The organism is Pseudomonas sp. MPB26 (genome assembly GCF_046605355.1).
Lineage (GTDB): Bacteria > Pseudomonadota > Gammaproteobacteria > Pseudomonadales > Pseudomonadaceae > Aquipseudomonas > Aquipseudomonas cedrina.
On sequence record NZ_CP176793.1, the window covers coordinates 1,450,780 to 1,468,684 of the forward strand.

Genomic DNA, 17,905 nt, shown 5'->3' on the forward strand with positions numbered 1-17,905 from the left:
CCACATTGACCGTGCTCCAGCTTGCGACCGCGCTTTGTCCTTCCATCACCCAGATCAATCTTGCTATCCACCCTCCATTTGCGCACTTAGACTCGGTCCCTATTCCCCCATAGGTAAGCCGCCATGTCCGAGACGCTGCTCAGTTCCCGCAATCTGGCTTTCGAGCTGTACGAAGTCCTCGATGCCGAGGGCCTGACCCAGCGCGAGCGGTTTGCCGAACACAACCGCGAAACCTTCGATGCCGCGATCAGTACCGCCCGCAGCATCGCCGAAAAGTATTTCGCGCCGCATAACCGCAAAAACGACGAAAACGAACCGCGCTATGAAGACGGCCAAGCCATCCTGATTCCGGAAGTGAAACCGGCCGTAGATGCCTTCCTCGAGGCCGGGTTCCTCAACGCGGCCCGCAGTTTTGAAGCCGGCGGCATGCAGCTCCCGACGTTGCTGTCCCAGGCCTGCTTCGCCCACTTCCAATCCGCCAACGCCGCCTCCACGTCCTACCCATTCCTGACCATGGGCGCCGCCAACCTGATCGAAAGTTTCGGCACCGAGGAGCAGAAAAAACGCTTCCTGCAGCCGATGATCGAAGGCCGCTTCTTCGGCACCATGGCCCTGACCGAACCCCATGCCGGCTCCTCGCTGTCGGATATTCGTACCCGCGCCGAGCCTGCGGCTGACGGCAGCTATCGACTCAAGGGCAATAAAATCTTCATCTCCGGCGGCGACCACCCGCTGTCGGAAAACATCGTGCACATGGTGCTGGCCAAGCTGCCGGATGCGCCGGCTGGGGTGAAGGGCATTTCGCTGTTCATCGTGCCCAAGTTCCTGGTCAACGACGATGGCAGCCTGGGCGAGCGCAACGACGTGCTGCTGGCAGGGCTGTTCCACAAGATGGGCTGGCGCGGCACCACGTCCACCGCGCTCAATTTTGGCGATAACGGCCACTGCGTCGGCTATCTGGTGGGCAAGCCGCACCAGGGGTTGAGCTGCATGTTCCAGATGATGAACGAGGCACGCATCGGCGTGGGCATGGGCGCGGTGATGCTCGGTTACGCGGGCTACCTCTACTCGCTGGAATATGCGCGCGAACGCCCGCAGGGCCGCTTGCCTGACAGCAAAGACCCCGCAACGGCGCCGGTCGCGATCATCCAGCACGCTGACATCAAGCGCATGCTGCTGACGCAAAAAGCCTACGTCGAAGGCGCCTTCGACCTCGGCCTCTACGCCGCGCGGCTGTTCGACGACACCACCACGCTGCCCACCGAAGACGAACGCAAGCACGCCCACGAACTGCTCGACCTGCTGACGCCCATCGTCAAATCCTGGCCGTCGGAGTTCTGCCTCAAGGCCAACGAATTGGCGATCCAGATTCTCGGCGGTCACGGCTACACCCGCGAATACCCGGTGGAGCAGTATTACCGCGATAACCGCTTGAACCCGATCCATGAAGGCACCCACGGCATCCAGTCCCTGGACTTGCTGGGGCGCAAGCTGGGGCAGAACGGTGGTGCGGGCTTGAAGCAATTAATAAGACTGATGGCCGAAACCGGTGCCCGTGCGCAGGCATACCCAGGCCTCACCCTGCTAAGGGAGCCGCTGGAACAGTTGGTCAACCGCTTGCAAAGCGTGACTATCGGCCTGCTGACGGACCTCGCCCAAGGCAAGGTCAACAGCAGCCTGGCGAATTCGGCGCTGTACCTGAAGGTGTTCGGGCATACGGTGATTGGCTGGCGCTGGCTGGAACAGGCGATCCGCGCCGAAGAAGGGATGGCCAGGGGCAATGCGGCGGATGTGGCCTTCTATAAAGGCAAGCTCCAGGCGGCCCGGTACTTCCTGACCTGGGAAGTCCCGAGCTGCCATCATGAACTGGCCATTCTCGAGGCACGCGATGATACGTGCCTCGGTATGCAGGACGAGTGGTTCTAAGCCCTCAGGGCTGGCCAATCGCTTTGGAGATGACGTCGACCGTGGCGCTGACTTGCTCTTGGTAACGGTCGAGTTCCTGCTGGTGAGCCTGCTGCATTTCGATCTGCTCGGCGCACAGGTTCAGCGCCGCCAGCACCAGTAATTTGTCACCGATCAGGGTCGGGTACTTTTTCTTGGTGGTGGCAAGGGACGCCTTGAGCATTGTCACGGCGTGCATCAGGGTCTTGTCTTCCCCGGCCGGTGCCTTGATCGAGTAATCCTCTCCGAGAATCGAAACGACCTTTATCCCTTCGCTCATGCGCTGACAGGACCTGCACTCACGCGCTCAACCAGCGCCTGGATACGGGCGGCGGTGGCGCCGTGCTTTTCTTCCTGTTCCATCAGGTTCAGTTGCAGGCTGTCATTCTCATCCTTGACGCGGGCCAGTTCTGCCTTGAGGGATTCGTTGGTGCCTAGTAGAGCCTGGTTTTGCTGTACCAGGTCGCTGACCAGTTGTTCCAGTTGGCTGAGGGATGCTTCTAACATTTTGATTTCTCGGGCTTTTTCAAAGGGCGGTGACGATAAAGAAAATTCACCTCGGATGCCAGGGTTATCCCCGGCGCGCAGCCCGATTTTTAAGGGCCGGGCCGCACTTTCGAGCCTTAGTGACTGCATTTACCCGATCTGGTTCCTGAATCGGCCAAACCCCTCGTCAGATGCGACAAAAACGCACACCTCCCTTTAGACTTTAGTCGCAGGTCCGATAGAGAGGGACACCCCGTTTCATGGCCGCACGGATCGCGCTTCCTCCTCAGGATTTCCCGCATGTCGCTTCGTAATATGAATATCGCTCCGAGGGCCTTCCTCGGCTTCGCGTTTATCGGCGCGTTGATGTTGTTTCTCGGCGTGTTCGCCCTGAACCAGATGAGCAAGATCCGTGGCGCCACCGAAGACATCACGTTGTCCAGCGTGCCGAGCATCCGCGCCCTCGATGAATTCACCCAACTGACCCTGCGCCTGCGGGTGCTGTCGTACCGCCTGCTGACCAACCGTGAGCCGCAAGTCCAGCAAAAAACCCTGGAAGCCTTTGAACTGCGCAACCAACAGATTCGTACGGCGCAGGGCATCTACGAAAAACTGATCGAGAGCCGCGAAGAACGCGCGGCCTACGACGAATACGTGCGCCTGCTCGGTCAGTATCACCAGATCGAAGAGCGCATGAAGAGCCTGTCGCAGGCCAACCAGGTGGAAGAACTGCGCCACTTGCTCAACACCGATTTGCTCAGCAACTCCGAACAGGTCAATGCCGTACTCACGCGCCTGCTGGACATCAATAACGAGATGGCCCTGGCTACCAACAAGGAGGCCGAGGACCAATACAGCATGGCCTTCAATATGGTGGTGAGCCTTCTGGTGATCGCCACGCTGCTGACCCTGTTGTTCGCCTGGCTGCTGACCCGCAGCATCACCTTGCCAATTTCCCAGGCACTGGAAGCCGCCGAAGAAGTGGCCGAAGGCAATCTGACGCGGCCGATCAAGGTCGACGGCAACGACGAAGCCGGGCGCCTGCTGGCCGCCATGGCCAAGATGCAGGACAAGTTGCGCGACACCCTGCAGCGCATCGCCGGCTCGGCTACCCAGTTGGCATCGGCGGCCGAAGAGCTCAACGCTGTGACCGACGAAAGCGCGCGTGGTCTGACCCAGCAAAACAACGAAATCGAACAAGCCGCCACGGCCGTCAACGAGATGACCAGTGCCGTCGAAGAAGTTGCACGCAATGCGGTCAGCACCTCCGAAGCCTCGCGCAACGCCACCCTGTCCGCCGGTGATGGCCGCGACCTGGTGCAGGAAACCGTCAGCGCCATCGAGCGCATGAGCGGCGACGTGCAGGCCACGGCCACGCTGATTGGCGAGTTGGCCAATGAGTCGCGTGATATCGGCAAGGTGCTGGACGTGATTCGCGGCCTGGCCGACCAGACCAACCTGCTGGCCCTGAACGCGGCGATCGAAGCGGCACGCGCCGGTGAAGCCGGCCGCGGCTTTGCCGTGGTCGCCGACGAAGTGCGCGCCCTGGCCCACCGCACCCAGCAGTCGACCAGCGAAATCGAGCGGATGATCGGCAGCATTCAGGCCGGGACCGAACATGCGGTGGATTCGATGCGCAACAGCACTGAACGCGCGGAATCGACGCTGAACATCGCCAAAGGCGCGGGGATGTCGCTGGATACCATCAACACGGCGATTGTCGAGATCAACGAACGCAACCTGGTGATCGCCAGCGCGGCGGAAGAGCAGGCCCAGGTCGCGCGGGAAGTGGACCGCAATCTGGTGAACATCCGCGACCTGTCGGTGCAATCGGCGACCGGCGCCAGCCAGACCAGCGCGGCGAGCAGTGAACTGTCGCGCCTGGCGGTGGATTTGAACGGGATGGTCGGCCGCTTCCGCCTTTGAAATAAAGCCTGCCAAACCGACGCCGGTCTCCTGTAAAGATCGTTCCCACGCTCTGCGTGGGAATGCAGCACTGGACGCTCTGCGTCCCATTCAAAGTCGTGACGCGGAGCGTCACAGGAGGCATTCCCACGCGGAGCGCGGGAACGATCTTTTGACAGCGCAGCAATTCAACAGGTTAGAATCGCTGGCACGCAGACTGCATGGTCAGTTTGCGCCCCGTCTTGTTTGCCCATGGAGTACTGCCTTTGAATGCGACGACCATCAACAGCCTGTTCTTGATCGGCGCGTTGCTGGTGAGTGCGAGCATTCTGGTGAGTTCTCTTTCGTCCCGCTTAGGAATTCCGATCCTGGTGATCATCCTGGCCGTGGGCATGATCGCCGGCGTCGATGGCGGCGGCATCATCTTCGACAACTACCCGACCGCCTACCTGGTGGGCAACCTCGCCCTGGCGGTGATCCTTCTCGACGGCGGTTTGCGCACACGGGTGGCCAGTTTCCGCGTGGCGCTGTGGCCGGCGTTGTCGCTGGCCACGGTGGGTGTGTTGATCACCACCGGCCTCACCGGCATGGCCGCGGCCTGGCTGTTTGACCTCAATATCATCCAGGGCTTATTGATCGGCGCGATTGTCGGCTCGACGGACGCGGCGGCGGTATTTTCGCTGCTCGGCGGCAAGGGCCTGAACGAACGGGTCTCCGCAAGCCTGGAAATCGAATCCGGCAGCAACGACCCGATGGCGGTGTTTCTCACGGTCACCCTGATCGACATGCTCGCCAGCGGCGAAACCGGCCTGCACTGGAGCCTGCTGACCCATCTGATCCGCGAATTCGGCATCGGCGGTATCGTCGGCCTCGGCGGCGGGTGGCTGATGCTGCAGATGGTCAACCGCATCAACCTGGCCAACGGCCTGTACCCGATCCTGGTGATCGCCGGCGGCCTGTTCGTCTTCGCCCTGACCAACGCCCTGCACGGCAGCGGCTTCCTCGCCGTGTACCTGTGCGGCCTGGTGATCGGCAACCGCCCGGTGCGCAGCCGCCATGGCATTTTGCACATGCTCGATGGCATGGCCTGGCTGGCGCAGATCGGCATGTTCCTGGTGCTGGGCCTGCTGGTGACGCCCCATGATTTGCTGCCGATCGCGCTGCCGGCCCTGGGCCTGGCGCTGTGGATGATCCTGTTCGCGCGGCCACTGTCGGTGATGGTCGGCCTGCTGCCGTTCAAGGCCTTCCATGACCGCGAAAAAGCCTTTATCGCCTGGGTCGGCCTGCGCGGCGCGGTCCCGATCATCCTCGCGGTGTTCCCGCTGATGGCCGGCCTGCCCCACGCGCAGCTGTACTTCAACCTGGCGTTCTTTATCGTGCTGGTCTCGCTGCTGGTGCAAGGCACGAGCCTGCCGTGGGTGGCCAAGCTGCTCAAAGTCACCGTACCGCCGGACCCGGCGCCCATCTCCCGCGCCGCCCTGGAAGTACACGTCACCAGTGAGTGGGAGCTGTTCGTCTACCGCCTGGGCGCCGAAAAATGGTGCATCGGCGCCGCGCTGCGCGAGTTGAAAATGCCTGAGGGCACGCGGATCGCCGCCCTGTTCCGTGGCCAGCAACTGCTCCACCCGTCGGGTAGTACGGTGCTGGAAGTCGGCGATCTGCTCTGCGTGATCGGTCACGAACATAACCTGCCGGCCTTGGGCAAACTGTTCAGCCAGGCGCCGCAACGCGGCCTGGACCTGCGCTTCTTCGGCGACTTCGTGCTGGAAGGCGACGCCCAGCTGGGCGCGGTTTCCGCCCTGTATGGCCTGAAGCTCGATGGCATCGACCCGGACATGCCGCTGAGCAGTTTCATTACCCAGAAAGTCGGCGGCGCCCCTATCGTCGGCGACCAGGTGGAATGGAACAACACCATCTGGACCGTCGCGGTCATGGACGGGAACAAGATCGGCAAAGTCGGCGTCAGATTCCCCGAAGGAAGTCGCCCGGGCCCCGGGCTCTTCCTCTAAACTGCGGGGCAACGATGCCCCGATTCTTCACCTTGCAAGACCGGTCTCTATGCCAACCCTGCGCACTTTTCTCGCCACTGCCCTGCTGGGCCTGACCCTTTGCGTCGGCACCGTTCACGCCGCCGACCCGCCCAGCGCCGACGCTATCCAGCAAACCCTGGACAAGCTGCCCGACCGCAAGCTACCCGACGCCGACATGAAGGCGCTGCAGGCCATCCTGCAACAGACCCTGACCTACCTGGGCAACAAGCAGGACTACGAACAGCGCCTGATCGACCTCAAGCGCCAGCTGGAAGACGCCCCGCGCCAGACCACCGAGAACCAGCGTGAGTTGGTCCGGCTCAAGGCAACCAAAGTCATTCCGGTCGCCCAACGCTACGCCACCCTGCCAGTGCCGCAGCTCGAGCAACTGCTGGTGCAGCGCTCCACCCAGCAAGGCGACCTGCAAAAGGCACTGGCCGAAGCCAACAGCCTGACCATCGCCGCGCAGACTCGCCCCGAGCGCGCCCAGACTGAAATCAGCAGCAGCCAGACGCGTATCCTGCAAATCAACTCGACGCTCAAGGCCGGCAAAGACAACGGCAAAGCCCTCAGCGGTGACCAGCGCAACCAACTGAACGCCGAGCTCGCGGCCCTGAACGCGCTGATACCGCTACGCCGCCAGGAACTGGCCGGCAACAGCCAACTGCAAGACCTTGGCAATAGCCAGCACGACCTGATCCAGGAAAAAACCGCGCGCCTGGAGCAAGAGATCCAGGACCTGCAAACCCTGATCAACCAGAAGCGCCTGGCCCAGTCACAGCAGACCGTGACCCAGCAGTCCATCGAAGCGCAGAAAGCCGGGGGCAGCAGCCTGCTGGCCACTGAAAGTGCGGAAAACCTCAAGCTGTCCGACTATCTGCTCAAAAGCACCGACCGCCTCAACGACCTGACCCAGAAAAACCTGCAGACCAAGCAGCAACTGGACACCGTGACCCAGAGCGATTCGGCCCTGGACGAGCAAATCAACGTACTCAAGGGCAGCCTGTTGCTGTCCAAGATCCTCTATAAGCAGAAGCAGGCCTTGCCGCGCCTGACGGTGGACCGCGACCTGGCGGACGACATCGCCAACATTCGCCTGTACCAGTTCGAGGTCAACCAGCAGCGCGAGCTGATCAGCTCCCCCAGCGCCTATGTGGATAACCTGCTGGCAAACCAGGCGCCGGAAGACGTCACCCCGCAACTGCGCCGCACCTTGCTGGAACTTGCGATCACCCGCAGCGACTTGCTGGAGCGCCTGAGCCGTGAGCTGAGTGCGCTGCTTAACGAATCCATCACCCTGCAACTGAACCAGAAACAACTGCTCAGCACCGCCACAACCCTGCGCGCGACGCTGGACGAGCAGATGTTCTGGATCCCCAGCAACAAGCCGCTGGATACCGAGTGGCTGGAAACGGTCCCGGCGCACCTGAGCAAGCAGATCGCCACCCTGCCTTGGGCCTCCAGCGTCAGTGAACTGTATGACGGCCTGACCCAGCGCCCGCTGCTGTTCCTGCCGCTGTTGCTGTTGATCGGCGCCCTGCTATGGCGGCGCAAAGCCCTGTACCAGCGGCTGAGCAAGGTTCACCTGGACATTGGCCACTTCAAGCGCGACAGCCAATGGCATACACCGCAGGCCATCCTGATCAATATCCTGCTGGCGATGCCGGTGTCCCTGGCCTTGGCGCTGTGCGGCTATGCGCTGCAGATCGACGCCCGTGGGCAGAACGCCAACCTGGGCGCCGCCCTGCTGCAGATCGCCCAGGCCTGGCTGGTGTTCTACACCGCTTACCGCATCCTGGCGCCGGGTGGCGTGGCGGAATTGCATTTCCGCTGGGAAAAACCCCAGGTCGAATTCCTGCAAGGCTGGGTGCGCAAGCTGGGGTTGGTCGTGCTGGCCTTGGTAGCGGTGGTGGCCATTGCCGAGCATCAGCCGGCGGCCTTGGCCGACGACGTGCTGGGGATTGGCGTTGTGCTCACGTGCTACGCGCTGATGGCCTGGCTGCTGGGTCGCCTGTTGCTCAACAGCCCGACCCACGAAAAAGCCTCGCTGTTTCGCAAAGCAATTGGCTTACTGTTTACCGCGCTGCCGATCGCCTTGTTTATCGCGGTGCTGTTTGGTTATTACTACACCGCGCTCAAGCTCAGCGACCGGCTGATCAACACCCTGTACCTGCTGATGTTCTGGCTGGTGATCGAAGCCACCTTCGTTCGCTGGCTGAGCGTCGCCGCGCGGCGCCTGGCCTATGCCCGCGCCTTGGCCAAACGCCAGGCCGCCAAGGAAGCCGGCGAAGGCGAAGCGGTGGTCGAGGAGCCGACCCTGGACATCGAAAAGGTCAACGAACAATCCTTGCGCCTGATCCGCCTGGCCTTGCTCGGCGGCTTCATCGCGGCGCTGTACTGGGTGTGGTCCGACCTGATCTCGGTATTTTCCTACCTGGATAACGTCACCCTGTACGAATACACCAGCGGTACCGGTGCGAACATCAGCATGGTACCGATCAGCATCGGCGACTTCCTCGGTGCGTTGATCATCATCGGCATTACCTTCGCCTTGGCGCGCAACCTGCCGGGTCTGCTTGAAGTGTTGGTGCTGTCCAAGCTGGAACTGGCCCAGGGCAGCGCCTATGCGACCACCACGTTGCTGTCATATGTGATCGCCGGCGTCGGCTTTGTCTCGACCCTGTCCACCCTCGGCGTGAGCTGGGACAAGTTGCAATGGCTGGTGGCGGCGCTGTCGGTGGGCCTGGGCTTCGGCATGCAGGAGATCTTTGCCAACTTTATCTCCGGCATCATGATCCTGTTCGAACGCCCGGTGCGTATCGGCGACACCATCACCATCGGCAACCTGTCGGGCACGGTGAGCAAGATCCGCATCCGCGCCACCACGATCACGGATTTTGATCGCAAGGACATCATCGTCCCGAACAAAACCTTCATTACTGGGCAACTGATCAACTGGTCGCTGACCGACACGGTCACCCGCGTGACCCTGAAACTGGGCGTGGACTACGGCTCCGATCTGGATCTGGTGAAGGAATTGCTCCTCAAGGCCGCCAGGGAAAACCCTCGGGTATTGAAGGAACCGGAGCCATTGGTGTATTTCCTCAACTTCGGCGAAAGCACCCTCGACCACGAACTGCGCATGCACGTGCGCGACCTGGGCGACCGTAACCCGGTGCTGGACGAGGTAAACCGCTACATCAACCGTGAGTTCAAGAAGCAGCACATCAACATCTCGTTCCGACAGATGGAGGTGTACCTCAAGAATATGCACGGCCAAGAGTACAAGCTGGTGCCGGTGGAAGACGAGCGCAAGACCATCGTCGCCGCGCCCGCGCCCGACCAGGACGTGCCAGAGCCGCCTGCCGGTAAAGTCGAAGATGCGCCGGAACCCCCGCCGAGCAAACTCGACTAACGCACTTACCCCCAGCAAAACTGCTGGGGGCATCCCGCTGGAGGTGGCCGGTGAAAGCCCTCGACGAACTGATTTTCGACAACCGCTTCGCCCGTTTGGGTGACGCGTTCTCAACCCACGTATTGCCAGAACCCCTCGACAACCCGCGCCTGGTGGTCGCCAGCAACGCCGCCATGGCGTTGCTCGACCTCGACCCGGCCGTGGCCGAAACACCGCTGTTTGCCGAAATTTTCGGTGGCCACAAGCTGTGGGCCGAGGCAGAACCGCGGGCGATGGTCTATTCCGGCCATCAATTCGGCGGCTACACCCCGCAACTGGGCGACGGCCGCGGGTTGTTGCTGGGCGAGGTGTATAACCAGGCCGGCGAGCACTGGGACCTGCACCTCAAGGGCGCCGGGCAAACGCCTTATTCGCGCATGGGCGATGGCCGCGCGGTGTTGCGCTCTTCGATCCGCGAGTTTCTGGCCTCCGAAGCGCTGCATGCGCTGGGCATCCCCAGCAGCCGCGCGTTGTGCGTTATCGGCTCCGATACCCCGGTGTGGCGTGAAAAGCAGGAACGCGGCGCAATGGTGTTGCGCATGGCCCGCAGCCATATTCGCTTCGGGCATTTCGAGTATTTCTACTACACCAAGAAACCCGAGCAGCAGAAGGCGCTGGCCGAGCATGTGCTTTCACTGCACTACCCCGAATGCCAGGAACAGCCCGAGCCCTACCTGGCGATGTTCCGTGCAATTGTGGAGCGCAATGCCGAACTGATCGCCAAATGGCAGGCCTATGGCTTCTGTCACGGCGTGATGAATACCGACAACATGTCGATCCTGGGCATCACCTTCGACTTCGGGCCGTTTGCGTTCCTCGATGACTTTGACGCGCACTTCGTCTGCAACCACTCGGATCATGAAGGGCGTTACTCCTTCAGCAACCAGGTGCCGATCGGGCAGTGGAACCTCAGCGCGCTGGCGCAGGCGCTGACGCCGTTTATCAGCGTTGAGGCCCTGACGGAAGCGCTGGGCCTGTACCTGCCGCTGTATCAGGCGAACTATCTGGATTTGATGCGCCGACGGCTGGGGTTGACCAGCGCCGAGGACGACGACCAGAAGCTGGTGGAGCGGCTCTTGAAGCTGATGCAGAACAGCGGCGTGGATTACACGCTGTTCTTCCGCCGCCTGGGGGATGAATCGGCGGCACTGGCGGTAGCGAAGCTGCGCGATGATTTTGTCGACCTGGCGGGGTTTGACGCCTGGGCCGAGCTGTACAAGGCGCGCGTTGAACGAGACGGGGACTACAGCGAGGAACAGCGTCGTGAGCGGATGCACGCGGTGAACCCGCTGTATATCTTGCGTAACTACTTGGCACAGAACGCCATCACTGCGGCTGAATCAGGGGATTACAGCGAAGTGCGGCGGCTGCATGAAGTGCTTTCCAAGCCGTTTGAAGAACAGGCAGGAATGGAGCAGTACGCGCAGCGGCCGCCGGATTGGGGCAAGCATTTGGAGATCAGTTGTTCGTCGTGAGCGCCGCCAGGACGTCATAGTCCGCCTCGGATTGAGGCTTGGTCAGTAGCGATGAGACAAACGGCCAGTGCTCAATCGTGAGTTTCAGACCGTCGTTCATAGGTTGTCCTTCTATCTGATCTTGATAAACCGCATTGCCGGCTCCAGATTGAACCCATTGGCCACGCCTTAGGAGCCCCCGATGTCCGAACCTCTTGTAATACCCTGCCCGCATTGCAACGGCCTCAACCGGATCCCCGCTGAGCGCCTGGGTGACGCGCCCAAGTGCGGGCGTTGCAAGCAGCCGGTTTTGTTGAACAAACCCTTTGAATTGAAACAGGGCGACTACGCCAGCCAGATCAAGGGCGACCTGCCGTTGCTGGTGGATGTGTGGGCCGATTGGTGCGGGCCGTGCAAATCGTTCGCGCCGGTGTTTGAGCAGGCGGCCGGGCAATTGGAAGGCAAGTGCCGGTTGGCCAAGCTGGACAGCGAGGCCAACCAGCAGTTGTCGGCGCAGTTGGGGATTCGCTCGATTCCCAGTTTGATCCTGTTCAAGAATGGCCGGGAAGTGGCGCGCCAGAGCGGGGCGTTCCCGCTGCCGCAGTTGATGAACTGGTTGCGTAGCCAAGGCGTGTAACTCGGTCAAAATGTGGGAGCTGGCTTGTCGGACCGCCGCACCGCTGCGATGGCGCCAAATCGGTGCGCCTGATCACCGAGGTGCCTGCATCGCAGGCAAGCCAGCTCCCACATTGATTGCATTTCAGAGTGAGGTTAGTGGAGCCTCGCGGTCCATCATCTGGCCGACCAGCAGTACGCCGAGTTCGCTCAATTGGTGGATGGCCAAAGCCACGTCGCGGTGCTCGCCGGTGAGGTCGTTGGACAGGTTGAGTAGCAAGGTGCGCACGGAAGAGAAGGTTTCGTAGCTGTTGAGGACGAGGGTCGGTGGGGAGGTTGGGCGCAACGGTATAAAGGTTAAGCATGGATCGTCTCCGAGTAGGGGACGTCTCACCACGGGCTACTAAACCCGACCACTGAACATTCAGCGGCCCGTGAACCTTAAGAGAAGCCCATCCAAACGCACAAGCCAGCGGATTCCGAGGCAGCTGAAGGCAACTGCGCAATACGACTATTTCCTTGCATGAATGCAGTCCAAATGTGGGAGCGGGCTTGCTCGCGAATGCGGTGTGTCAGTCAGCACATTGGGTACTGATCCACCGCTTTCGCAAGCAAGCCCGCTCCCACATGGAGTTCTGTTGCGCCTGTAAGGTCACGCGCTTTCCAGCAGGTTATGCAACTCCACAAACTGCTGCGTTAATTTGTGACGCGGGTCGAGATGTATCAGCGGTTTGTTCTGTTGGTGCGACTCGCGCATGCGCACGGAGCTGGCCAGGTACACCGGCAATACCGGCAAGCCTTCGGCAATCAACTCATCAAGCATTTGCTGCGGCAAACTCGCACGGGCCTGGAACTGGTTGACCACGATGCCTTCGACTTCCAGGCCTTCGTTGTGGTCTTCCTTGAGCTCTTCGATTTCAGCCAGCAAACCATACAGTGCCTGACGCGAGAAGCTGTCGCAATCGAACGGAATCAGCACGCGATCAGCCGCGATCAACGCTGAAACCGCGTAAAAATTGAGTGCCGGCGGCGTATCCAGGTAGATCCGGTCATAATCTTCGCTCAACTCATCCAGCAGCTTTCGCAACTTGTTGATCTTATGCTTGGCCTCGAGCTTCGGCTGCAGGTCCGCCAACTCTGCGGTCGCGGTGATGACATGCAGGTTGTCGAACGGCGTTTCGTAGATATCCACCTTGTTCTTCTTCGAAAACGGCCCGGAAGACAGGGTCTGCTTGAAAAAATCCGCGATCCCCATAGGAATGTCGTCGCCGGTCAGCCCGGTGAGGTACTGGGTTGAGTTGGCCTGTGCATCGAGGTCCACCAACAGGGTTCGATAGCCTTCACTGGCACTGACTGCCGCCAGGTTGCAGGCGATGCTGGACTTGCCGACGCCGCCTTTCTGATTGAACACCACACGCCGCATGGGAAAACCTCTGTGTATCAATGAATGTCCGAGTGTAGAGGGCAAAAGCGACTGTTAGCTACCTTGTTCCTCCACGCATGACTGCCTCACGGAACCATTGCCGGCCAGAGTGTCATACGCAGCCGACAAGGTATAAAGAACGGTCCGACAACGTATGCAGCGAGACGTAAAGGACAATCGGTGAATTCTTCCGACTATTTTGTAATCAGCCGTGCACAATTCATTACCAATGTTTGCTAGAACCCCACGGCACCGGGATAATGCGCGCCATTCGGCTATCGTTCCCTGTCCCTGTATCGGGGGCCAACGGCTGCACATGGAAGCCCGCAGGGGCGGGATACCTTCTCAGTGATCACTTTCAACATCGCGCAATGGCGCGCCTGGGCCCCAGGGCTCGATAGCGTGGACGACTGGCATGCATGGTGCCACGCCCCGGTGTTGCTGCCCGTAAGCCAGGCATCCCCCGACGTGTCTTTCCTGCCGGCCATGCAGCGCCGCCGCCTGAGCCGCCTGGCGCGCATGGCGTTCAGCGTAGGCTGGCCGTTGGCCGAGGGCCTTGAGGAGCTGCCCCTGGTGTTTGTGTCCCGGCACGGCGAAACCCCGCGCACCCTCGACATCCTCAGCGACCTGGCCAACGACCAGCCGCTGTCGCCAACCCAGTTCAGCCTGTCGGTGCACAACGCGGTGATTGGCTTGTGGTCGATTCTGCGCAATGAGACCAGCGAAATGACTGCCCTCGCGGCCGCCGGCGATGGTCTGGAGCACGGCATACTCGAAGCCGCCGCGCTGCTCAACGAAGGCGCTCCGGCGGTATTGCTGGTAATTACCGAAGAACAGGCGCCCGACGCCTATGCCAGCTGGATCGTTGATGTGCCCTTCCCCTACGCCGTTGGCCTGCTGCTCACACCTGGCGACGAGTGGCAAATGGAACTGAATGGCAGCGCGGTCCAACTCACTCAAACCCAGTGGCCCCACGCCCTGAACCTGCTGCGCACCCTGCTCACCGAACAGGTCGCCTGCCAACACGCCTGGAAGAACCGCGTATGGAACTGGCAACGCAAGTCGTGACCGACAAACCACGGGACGCCTATTACTGGCGCCTGTTCGCCACCGCCGCCAGCTTCACGCTGTTCGGCGTCGGCGGGCTGTGCCTGCGCCTGCTGGTATTCCCGTTGCTCGGTTGCCTGCCGGGCAGCGCCGAAAAACACCAGCGCCGCGCCCGCCATACCATCAGTAAACTGTTCTGGTTCTTTATCCGCCTGATGCAGCGCGCCGGCGTGCTGACCTTCAGTATCGAAGGCGCCGAAAAACTCGGCCGTCCCGGCCAGATGATTGTCGCCAACCACCCCTCGCTGATCGACGTGGTGTTCCTGATCGGCCTGATGCGTCAAACCAACTGCGTGGTCAAGCAGAGCCTGTTTCAAAACCCGTTCACCCGAGGCCCGGTACGGGACGCCGGCTACATCAGCAATGATGGCAGCGCGGACATGCTCGACGCCGCCGCCGACGCCCTGCGCGCGGGCCAGACCCTGATCATCTTTCCCGAAGGCACCCGCACCACGCCCGGCGCCACACCCGCCTTTCATCGCGGTGCCGCCGCCATTGCGCTGCGGGGTGCGACAATCATCACCCCCGTGGTGATCAAGGTCAGTCCCACCACCTTGACCAAGGCCGAACCCTGGTATCGCATCCCCAAGCGCCGTTTTCACTTCAGTTTGCGCGTAGGTGCCGATATAGAACCACAGGCGTTCGCAACACGGGGGCCCGCGCCCCAGGCCTCACGCAAGCTCAACGATTACCTGCATGACTATTTTATTAAGGAGCTCGCCGAAGATGAGCGACCAACACCGCCTTGAGCACGACATAAAGATGCTGATCATCGAGGCCCTGGGCCTGGAAGACATCAGTGTCGACGACATCGACAGCGAGCAAACCCTGTTCGGCGAAGGCCTCGGCCTGGATTCGGTAGACGCCCTGGAACTGGGCCTGGCGATCCAGAAAAAGTACGGCATCAAAATCGATGCCGACGCCAAGGACACCCGCAATCACTTCACCAACGTGGCCTGCCTTGCGGCGTTCGTCACAGCCAGACAGGCAGCTTGAGACCGGACCATGCAAACTCGTGACGATATTTTCAACACCCTGCGCGACGCCTTGGTGGAACTGTTTGAACTGGAGCCTGCCCGCGTCACCCTTGACGCCAACCTGTACCAGGACCTGGAAATCGACAGCATCGACGCCGTGGACTTGATCGACCATATCAAGCGCCAGACCGGCAAGAAGATCGCCGCCGAAGAATTCAAGGCGGTGCGTACCGTGAACGACGTGGTTGAGGCGGTGTACCGCCTGGTCCAACCGGCCGCATGAGCCGGCTGATTGGCCTTGGCCTGTTGCTGGCGGGGCTGCTGTACCCCTTTGCGGTGTATTTCGGCACCGAGCACTTTGCGCCATGGCAGTTCGGCCTGTTGTTGGGCGGCCTGTGGCTGCTGCGCGCGCTGACCGCCGCACGACGCCCCGGCAGCCGTTGGATGGCATCGGCGGTGATCGTGTTCTGCCTGGCGCTGGCCTGGTTCGACAGCCCGCAGCTGCTGCGCTGGTACCCGAGCCTGGTCAGCGCATTCATGTTGGCGTTGTTTGGCTTGAGCCTCAGGTACGGCCCGCCGATGGTCGAGCGCCTGGCGCGCATGACCGATCCGGTGTTGCCGCCCCACGCCGTGGTGTATACCCGCCAGGTGACCGTGGTGTGGAGCGTATTTTTTTTGTGTAATGGCCTGCTCGCCGCCGCCCTTACCCTGTGGGCGCCGCTGAGCTGGTGGACGTTGTACAACGGCCTGATCGCCTATGGGTTGATGGGGCTGTTGTTTGCCGTGGAATGGCTGGTACGACAAAGGGTTCGAGGCCGCGTATGAATGGGTTGAAACTTGAGCACTTGTTGCTTGAGCCGCTGCAACAGCGTTGGGTGACCACCGCACCTCAAATGAGCCACGCACAGCTGTGGGAGCAGGCCCTGAGCCTGGCGGCGGGGCTGCAGGCGCGGGGTATTCGGCGTCTGGCCGTGCACCTGGAAGATGCAGGCCTGCTGGCGATTGCCCTGCTGGGCGCCTGGCGCGCCGGGGTCAGCGTGCTGCTGCCCGCCGACCTGCAACCCCAGACCCGCCAACGCTGGGACGCGGTAGTCGATGCCTGGCTGACCGAAGCGGCCCACCTGGACGCGCTGTATCAAGCGCCGCTGAGCGCTGCCGTGCTCGACTTGGATGCCTGCCAACTGAGCCTGTGCACCTCCGGCTCCAGTGGCGAACCCAAGCGCATCGACAAGACCCTGCGCCAGCTGGCCAACGAAGTCGAAGCCCTGGAAACGCTGTGGGGCGCGGACCTTAAAGACGCCTGCATCATTGGCAGCGTCGCCACCCAGCATATCTACGGCTTGCTGTTCCGCGTGCTATGGCCGCTGTGCGCCGGTCGCACGTTTGTGCGCAAGCAACTGGCCTTCCCCGAGGATTTGCAGCGCGCCAGCCGCGAGCACACACGCTTTGCCTGGGTCGCCAGCCCGGCGCTGCTCAAGCGCATGGGCGACAACCTCGACTGGCCCGCGCTGAGCCAGGTGTCGCGGGTGTTTTCGTCCGGCGGCGCGTTGCCCGTGGAAGCCGCCGGCAGCCTGTACGACCGTTTGCAGCAATGGCCGACCGAAATCCTCGGCAGCTCGGAAACCGGTGGCATCGCCTGGCGCCAAGGCGCGCAGCCCTGGCAGCCTTTCGCGGATGTGCAACTGAGCCAGGACGCCGACGGCGCCCTGCGCATCGCTTCGCCCTACCTGCCCGCCGGGCATATCGAACACACCGCCGACGCCGCGCGCATCCATGCCGATGGCCGTTTCGAGCTGCTCGGGCGTCTGGACCGAATCGTCAAGCTGGAAGAAAAACGCATCTCCCTGCCCATGCTGGAGCAGGCACTGGTGGCCCACCCATGGGTCGCGGAAACCCGTCTGGGGGTGGTGCAGGAAAACCGCGCCTCCCTCGGCGCCCTGGTGGTGCTGAGCGCCGAGGGCTTGCATGCCCTGCGCAATCAGGGTCGGCGCGCACTCACCCAGACACTGCGCCAACATTTGAGCCAACATTGCGAAGCACTGGCGCTGCCGCGGCGCTGGCGTTTGCTGCGGCAATTGCCGCTGAACAGCCAAGGCAAGCTGCCCCAGGCCGACGTCGAGGCGCTGCTGCTGGCCTCCAGGCCGAAAGCGCCCGAAGTACTGGAACAAGCCGAAGCCGACGGCGAATGGACCTTGCAACTGAGCGTCCCGCCGGACCTCGCCTACTTCAGCGGGCACTTCCCGGTCACGCCGGTGCTGCCGGGGGTGGTGCAGGTGGAATGGGCATTCAACCTGGGCCAGCAACTGCTCGATTTGCCGCCGACCTTTGCCGGCATGGAAGTGCTCAAGTTTCAGCAATTGGTGCGCCCGGGTGATCACATCGAATTGCACCTGCGCTTTGACCCGGAACGCAGCAAGCTGTACTTCGCTTATCGCAACTGCGTTGCAGCCTGCTCAAGCGGCCGGATAGTGCTGGGAGAGGCCAAGTGAATAAGCTTTTGTGGCAAGCGG

Annotated in this window: 15 protein-coding genes and 2 pseudogenes; 13 read left to right on the forward strand and 4 right to left on the reverse strand. The window is 61.7% G+C overall.

The window, feature by feature from the left end:
• The first annotated feature begins 123 nt into the window (after positions 1-123).
• Complete coding sequence (locus ACLH0H_RS06720; RefSeq protein ID WP_411381446.1) at positions 124-1,926, forward strand: acyl-CoA dehydrogenase; 1,803 nt, start codon at positions 124-126, stop codon at positions 1,924-1,926.
• A 4-nt stretch (positions 1,927-1,930) separates the two neighbouring features.
• Here the strand turns inward: ACLH0H_RS06720 and ACLH0H_RS06725 are convergent, their stop codons facing one another.
• Complete coding sequence (locus tag ACLH0H_RS06725) at positions 1,931-2,224, reverse strand: cell division protein ZapA (protein ID WP_076951787.1); 294 nt, start codon at positions 2,222-2,224, stop codon at positions 1,931-1,933.
• On the reverse strand, positions 2,221-2,451 hold the full coding sequence (locus tag ACLH0H_RS06730) for a hypothetical protein (protein WP_076951786.1): 231 nt from the start codon (positions 2,449-2,451) through the stop codon (positions 2,221-2,223). The genes ACLH0H_RS06725 and ACLH0H_RS06730 overlap by 4 nt, the downstream gene beginning before the upstream one ends.
• Positions 2,452-2,745: 294 nt before the next feature.
• Between ACLH0H_RS06730 and ACLH0H_RS06735 the strand changes: the two are divergent.
• From ACLH0H_RS06735 to trxC, 6 genes and pseudogenes are all read left to right on the forward strand, one after another.
• Positions 2,746-3,501 (forward strand): annotated as a pseudogene (locus ACLH0H_RS06735) (MCP four helix bundle domain-containing protein); the annotation flags it as partial.
• Positions 3,493-4,356 carry a methyl-accepting chemotaxis protein gene (locus ACLH0H_RS06740; protein ID WP_411382377.1) on the forward strand — a complete coding sequence of 288 codons (864 nt, stop codon included), beginning with the start codon at positions 3,493-3,495 and terminating at the stop codon, positions 4,354-4,356. The pseudogene ACLH0H_RS06735 and the gene ACLH0H_RS06740, both read left to right, overlap by 9 nt.
• A 245-nt stretch (positions 4,357-4,601) precedes the next feature.
• Entirely contained in the window at positions 4,602-6,344 is a 1,743-nt protein-coding gene (locus ACLH0H_RS06745; protein WP_169375950.1) for a potassium/proton antiporter, read from the forward strand.
• 49 nt (positions 6,345-6,393) lie between these two features.
• Positions 6,394-9,780: a mechanosensitive channel MscK gene (mscK, locus tag ACLH0H_RS06750; protein ID WP_411381447.1), complete on the forward strand. Its 3,387-nt coding sequence runs from the start codon at positions 6,394-6,396 to the stop codon at positions 9,778-9,780.
• 50 nt (positions 9,781-9,830) lie between these two features.
• Complete coding sequence (selO, locus tag ACLH0H_RS06755) at positions 9,831-11,294, forward strand: protein adenylyltransferase SelO (protein WP_411381448.1); 1,464 nt, start codon at positions 9,831-9,833, stop codon at positions 11,292-11,294.
• Positions 11,295-11,475: 181 nt separating this feature from the next.
• Positions 11,476-11,910 (forward strand): thioredoxin TrxC, encoded by a 435-nt coding sequence (gene trxC, locus ACLH0H_RS06760; RefSeq protein ID WP_076951780.1) that lies wholly within the window; start codon positions 11,476-11,478, stop codon positions 11,908-11,910.
• 123 nt (positions 11,911-12,033) lie between these two features.
• Here the strand turns inward: trxC and ACLH0H_RS06765 are convergent.
• Both ACLH0H_RS06765 and ACLH0H_RS06770 read right to left on the reverse strand, forming a co-directional pair.
• Positions 12,034-12,253, reverse strand: a pseudogene (locus ACLH0H_RS06765) (DUF6124 family protein).
• Positions 12,254-12,540: 287 nt separating this feature from the next.
• Positions 12,541-13,311 carry a ParA family protein gene (locus ACLH0H_RS06770; protein ID WP_411381449.1) on the reverse strand — a complete coding sequence of 257 codons (771 nt, stop codon included), beginning with the start codon at positions 13,309-13,311 and terminating at the stop codon, positions 12,541-12,543.
• Positions 13,312-13,659: 348 nt separating this feature from the next.
• Between ACLH0H_RS06770 and ACLH0H_RS06775 the strand changes: the two genes are divergently transcribed.
• The 6 genes from ACLH0H_RS06775 to ACLH0H_RS06800 are packed head-to-tail and all read left to right on the forward strand — an operon-like array spanning position 13,660 to position 17,884.
• Positions 13,660-14,379 (forward strand): beta-ketoacyl synthase chain length factor, encoded by a 720-nt coding sequence (locus ACLH0H_RS06775; RefSeq protein WP_411381450.1) that lies wholly within the window; start codon positions 13,660-13,662, stop codon positions 14,377-14,379.
• The gene (locus tag ACLH0H_RS06780; protein WP_411381451.1) at positions 14,355-15,167 is read left to right on the forward strand and encodes a lysophospholipid acyltransferase family protein; all 813 of its coding nucleotides are present in this window, start codon (positions 14,355-14,357) and stop codon (positions 15,165-15,167) included. Before ACLH0H_RS06775 ends, ACLH0H_RS06780 begins: the two co-directional genes overlap by 25 nt.
• A complete protein-coding gene (locus tag ACLH0H_RS06785; protein WP_076951775.1) occupies positions 15,145-15,414 on the forward strand; it encodes a phosphopantetheine-binding protein in 270 nt (89 codons plus the stop codon). The genes ACLH0H_RS06780 and ACLH0H_RS06785 overlap by 23 nt, the downstream gene beginning before the upstream one ends.
• Before the next feature lie 9 nt (positions 15,415-15,423).
• Positions 15,424-15,678 (forward strand): acyl carrier protein, encoded by a 255-nt coding sequence (locus tag ACLH0H_RS06790; protein WP_005784088.1) that lies wholly within the window; start codon positions 15,424-15,426, stop codon positions 15,676-15,678.
• On the forward strand, positions 15,675-16,220 hold the full coding sequence (locus tag ACLH0H_RS06795; RefSeq protein ID WP_411381452.1) for a hypothetical protein: 546 nt from the start codon (positions 15,675-15,677) through the stop codon (positions 16,218-16,220). Before ACLH0H_RS06790 ends, ACLH0H_RS06795 begins: the two co-directional genes overlap by 4 nt.
• A complete protein-coding gene (locus ACLH0H_RS06800; RefSeq protein ID WP_411381453.1) occupies positions 16,217-17,884 on the forward strand; it encodes an AMP-binding protein in 1,668 nt (555 codons plus the stop codon). Before ACLH0H_RS06795 ends, ACLH0H_RS06800 begins: the two co-directional genes overlap by 4 nt.
• Positions 17,885-17,905: the final 21 nt, after the last annotated feature.

Excerpts from the sequence above, each read along its gene's own strand:
- ACLH0H_RS06795 (WP_411381452.1), top strand. The coding sequence starts at position 15,675 with ATGAGCCGGCTGATTGGCCTTGGCCTGTTGCTGGCGGGGCTGCTGTAC.
- ACLH0H_RS06780 (WP_411381451.1), top strand. The coding sequence starts at position 14,355 with ATGGAACTGGCAACGCAAGTCGTGACCGACAAACCACGGGACGCCTAT.
- ACLH0H_RS06785 (WP_076951775.1), top strand. The coding sequence starts at position 15,145 with ATGAGCGACCAACACCGCCTTGAGCACGACATAAAGATGCTGATCATC.
- ACLH0H_RS06725 (WP_076951787.1), bottom strand. The coding sequence starts at position 2,224 with ATGAGCGAAGGGATAAAGGTCGTTTCGATTCTCGGAGAGGATTACTCG.
- mscK (WP_411381447.1), top strand. The coding sequence starts at position 6,394 with ATGCCAACCCTGCGCACTTTTCTCGCCACTGCCCTGCTGGGCCTGACC.
- ACLH0H_RS06730 (WP_076951786.1), bottom strand. The coding sequence starts at position 2,451 with ATGTTAGAAGCATCCCTCAGCCAACTGGAACAACTGGTCAGCGACCTG.
- ACLH0H_RS06800 (WP_411381453.1), top strand. The coding sequence starts at position 16,217 with ATGAATGGGTTGAAACTTGAGCACTTGTTGCTTGAGCCGCTGCAACAG.
- ACLH0H_RS06790 (WP_005784088.1), top strand. The coding sequence starts at position 15,424 with ATGCAAACTCGTGACGATATTTTCAACACCCTGCGCGACGCCTTGGTG.
- ACLH0H_RS06740 (WP_411382377.1), top strand. The coding sequence starts at position 3,493 with ATGCAGGACAAGTTGCGCGACACCCTGCAGCGCATCGCCGGCTCGGCT.
- ACLH0H_RS06770 (WP_411381449.1), bottom strand. The coding sequence starts at position 13,311 with ATGCGGCGTGTGGTGTTCAATCAGAAAGGCGGCGTCGGCAAGTCCAGC.
- trxC (WP_076951780.1), top strand. The coding sequence starts at position 11,476 with ATGTCCGAACCTCTTGTAATACCCTGCCCGCATTGCAACGGCCTCAAC.
- ACLH0H_RS06720 (WP_411381446.1), top strand. The coding sequence starts at position 124 with ATGTCCGAGACGCTGCTCAGTTCCCGCAATCTGGCTTTCGAGCTGTAC.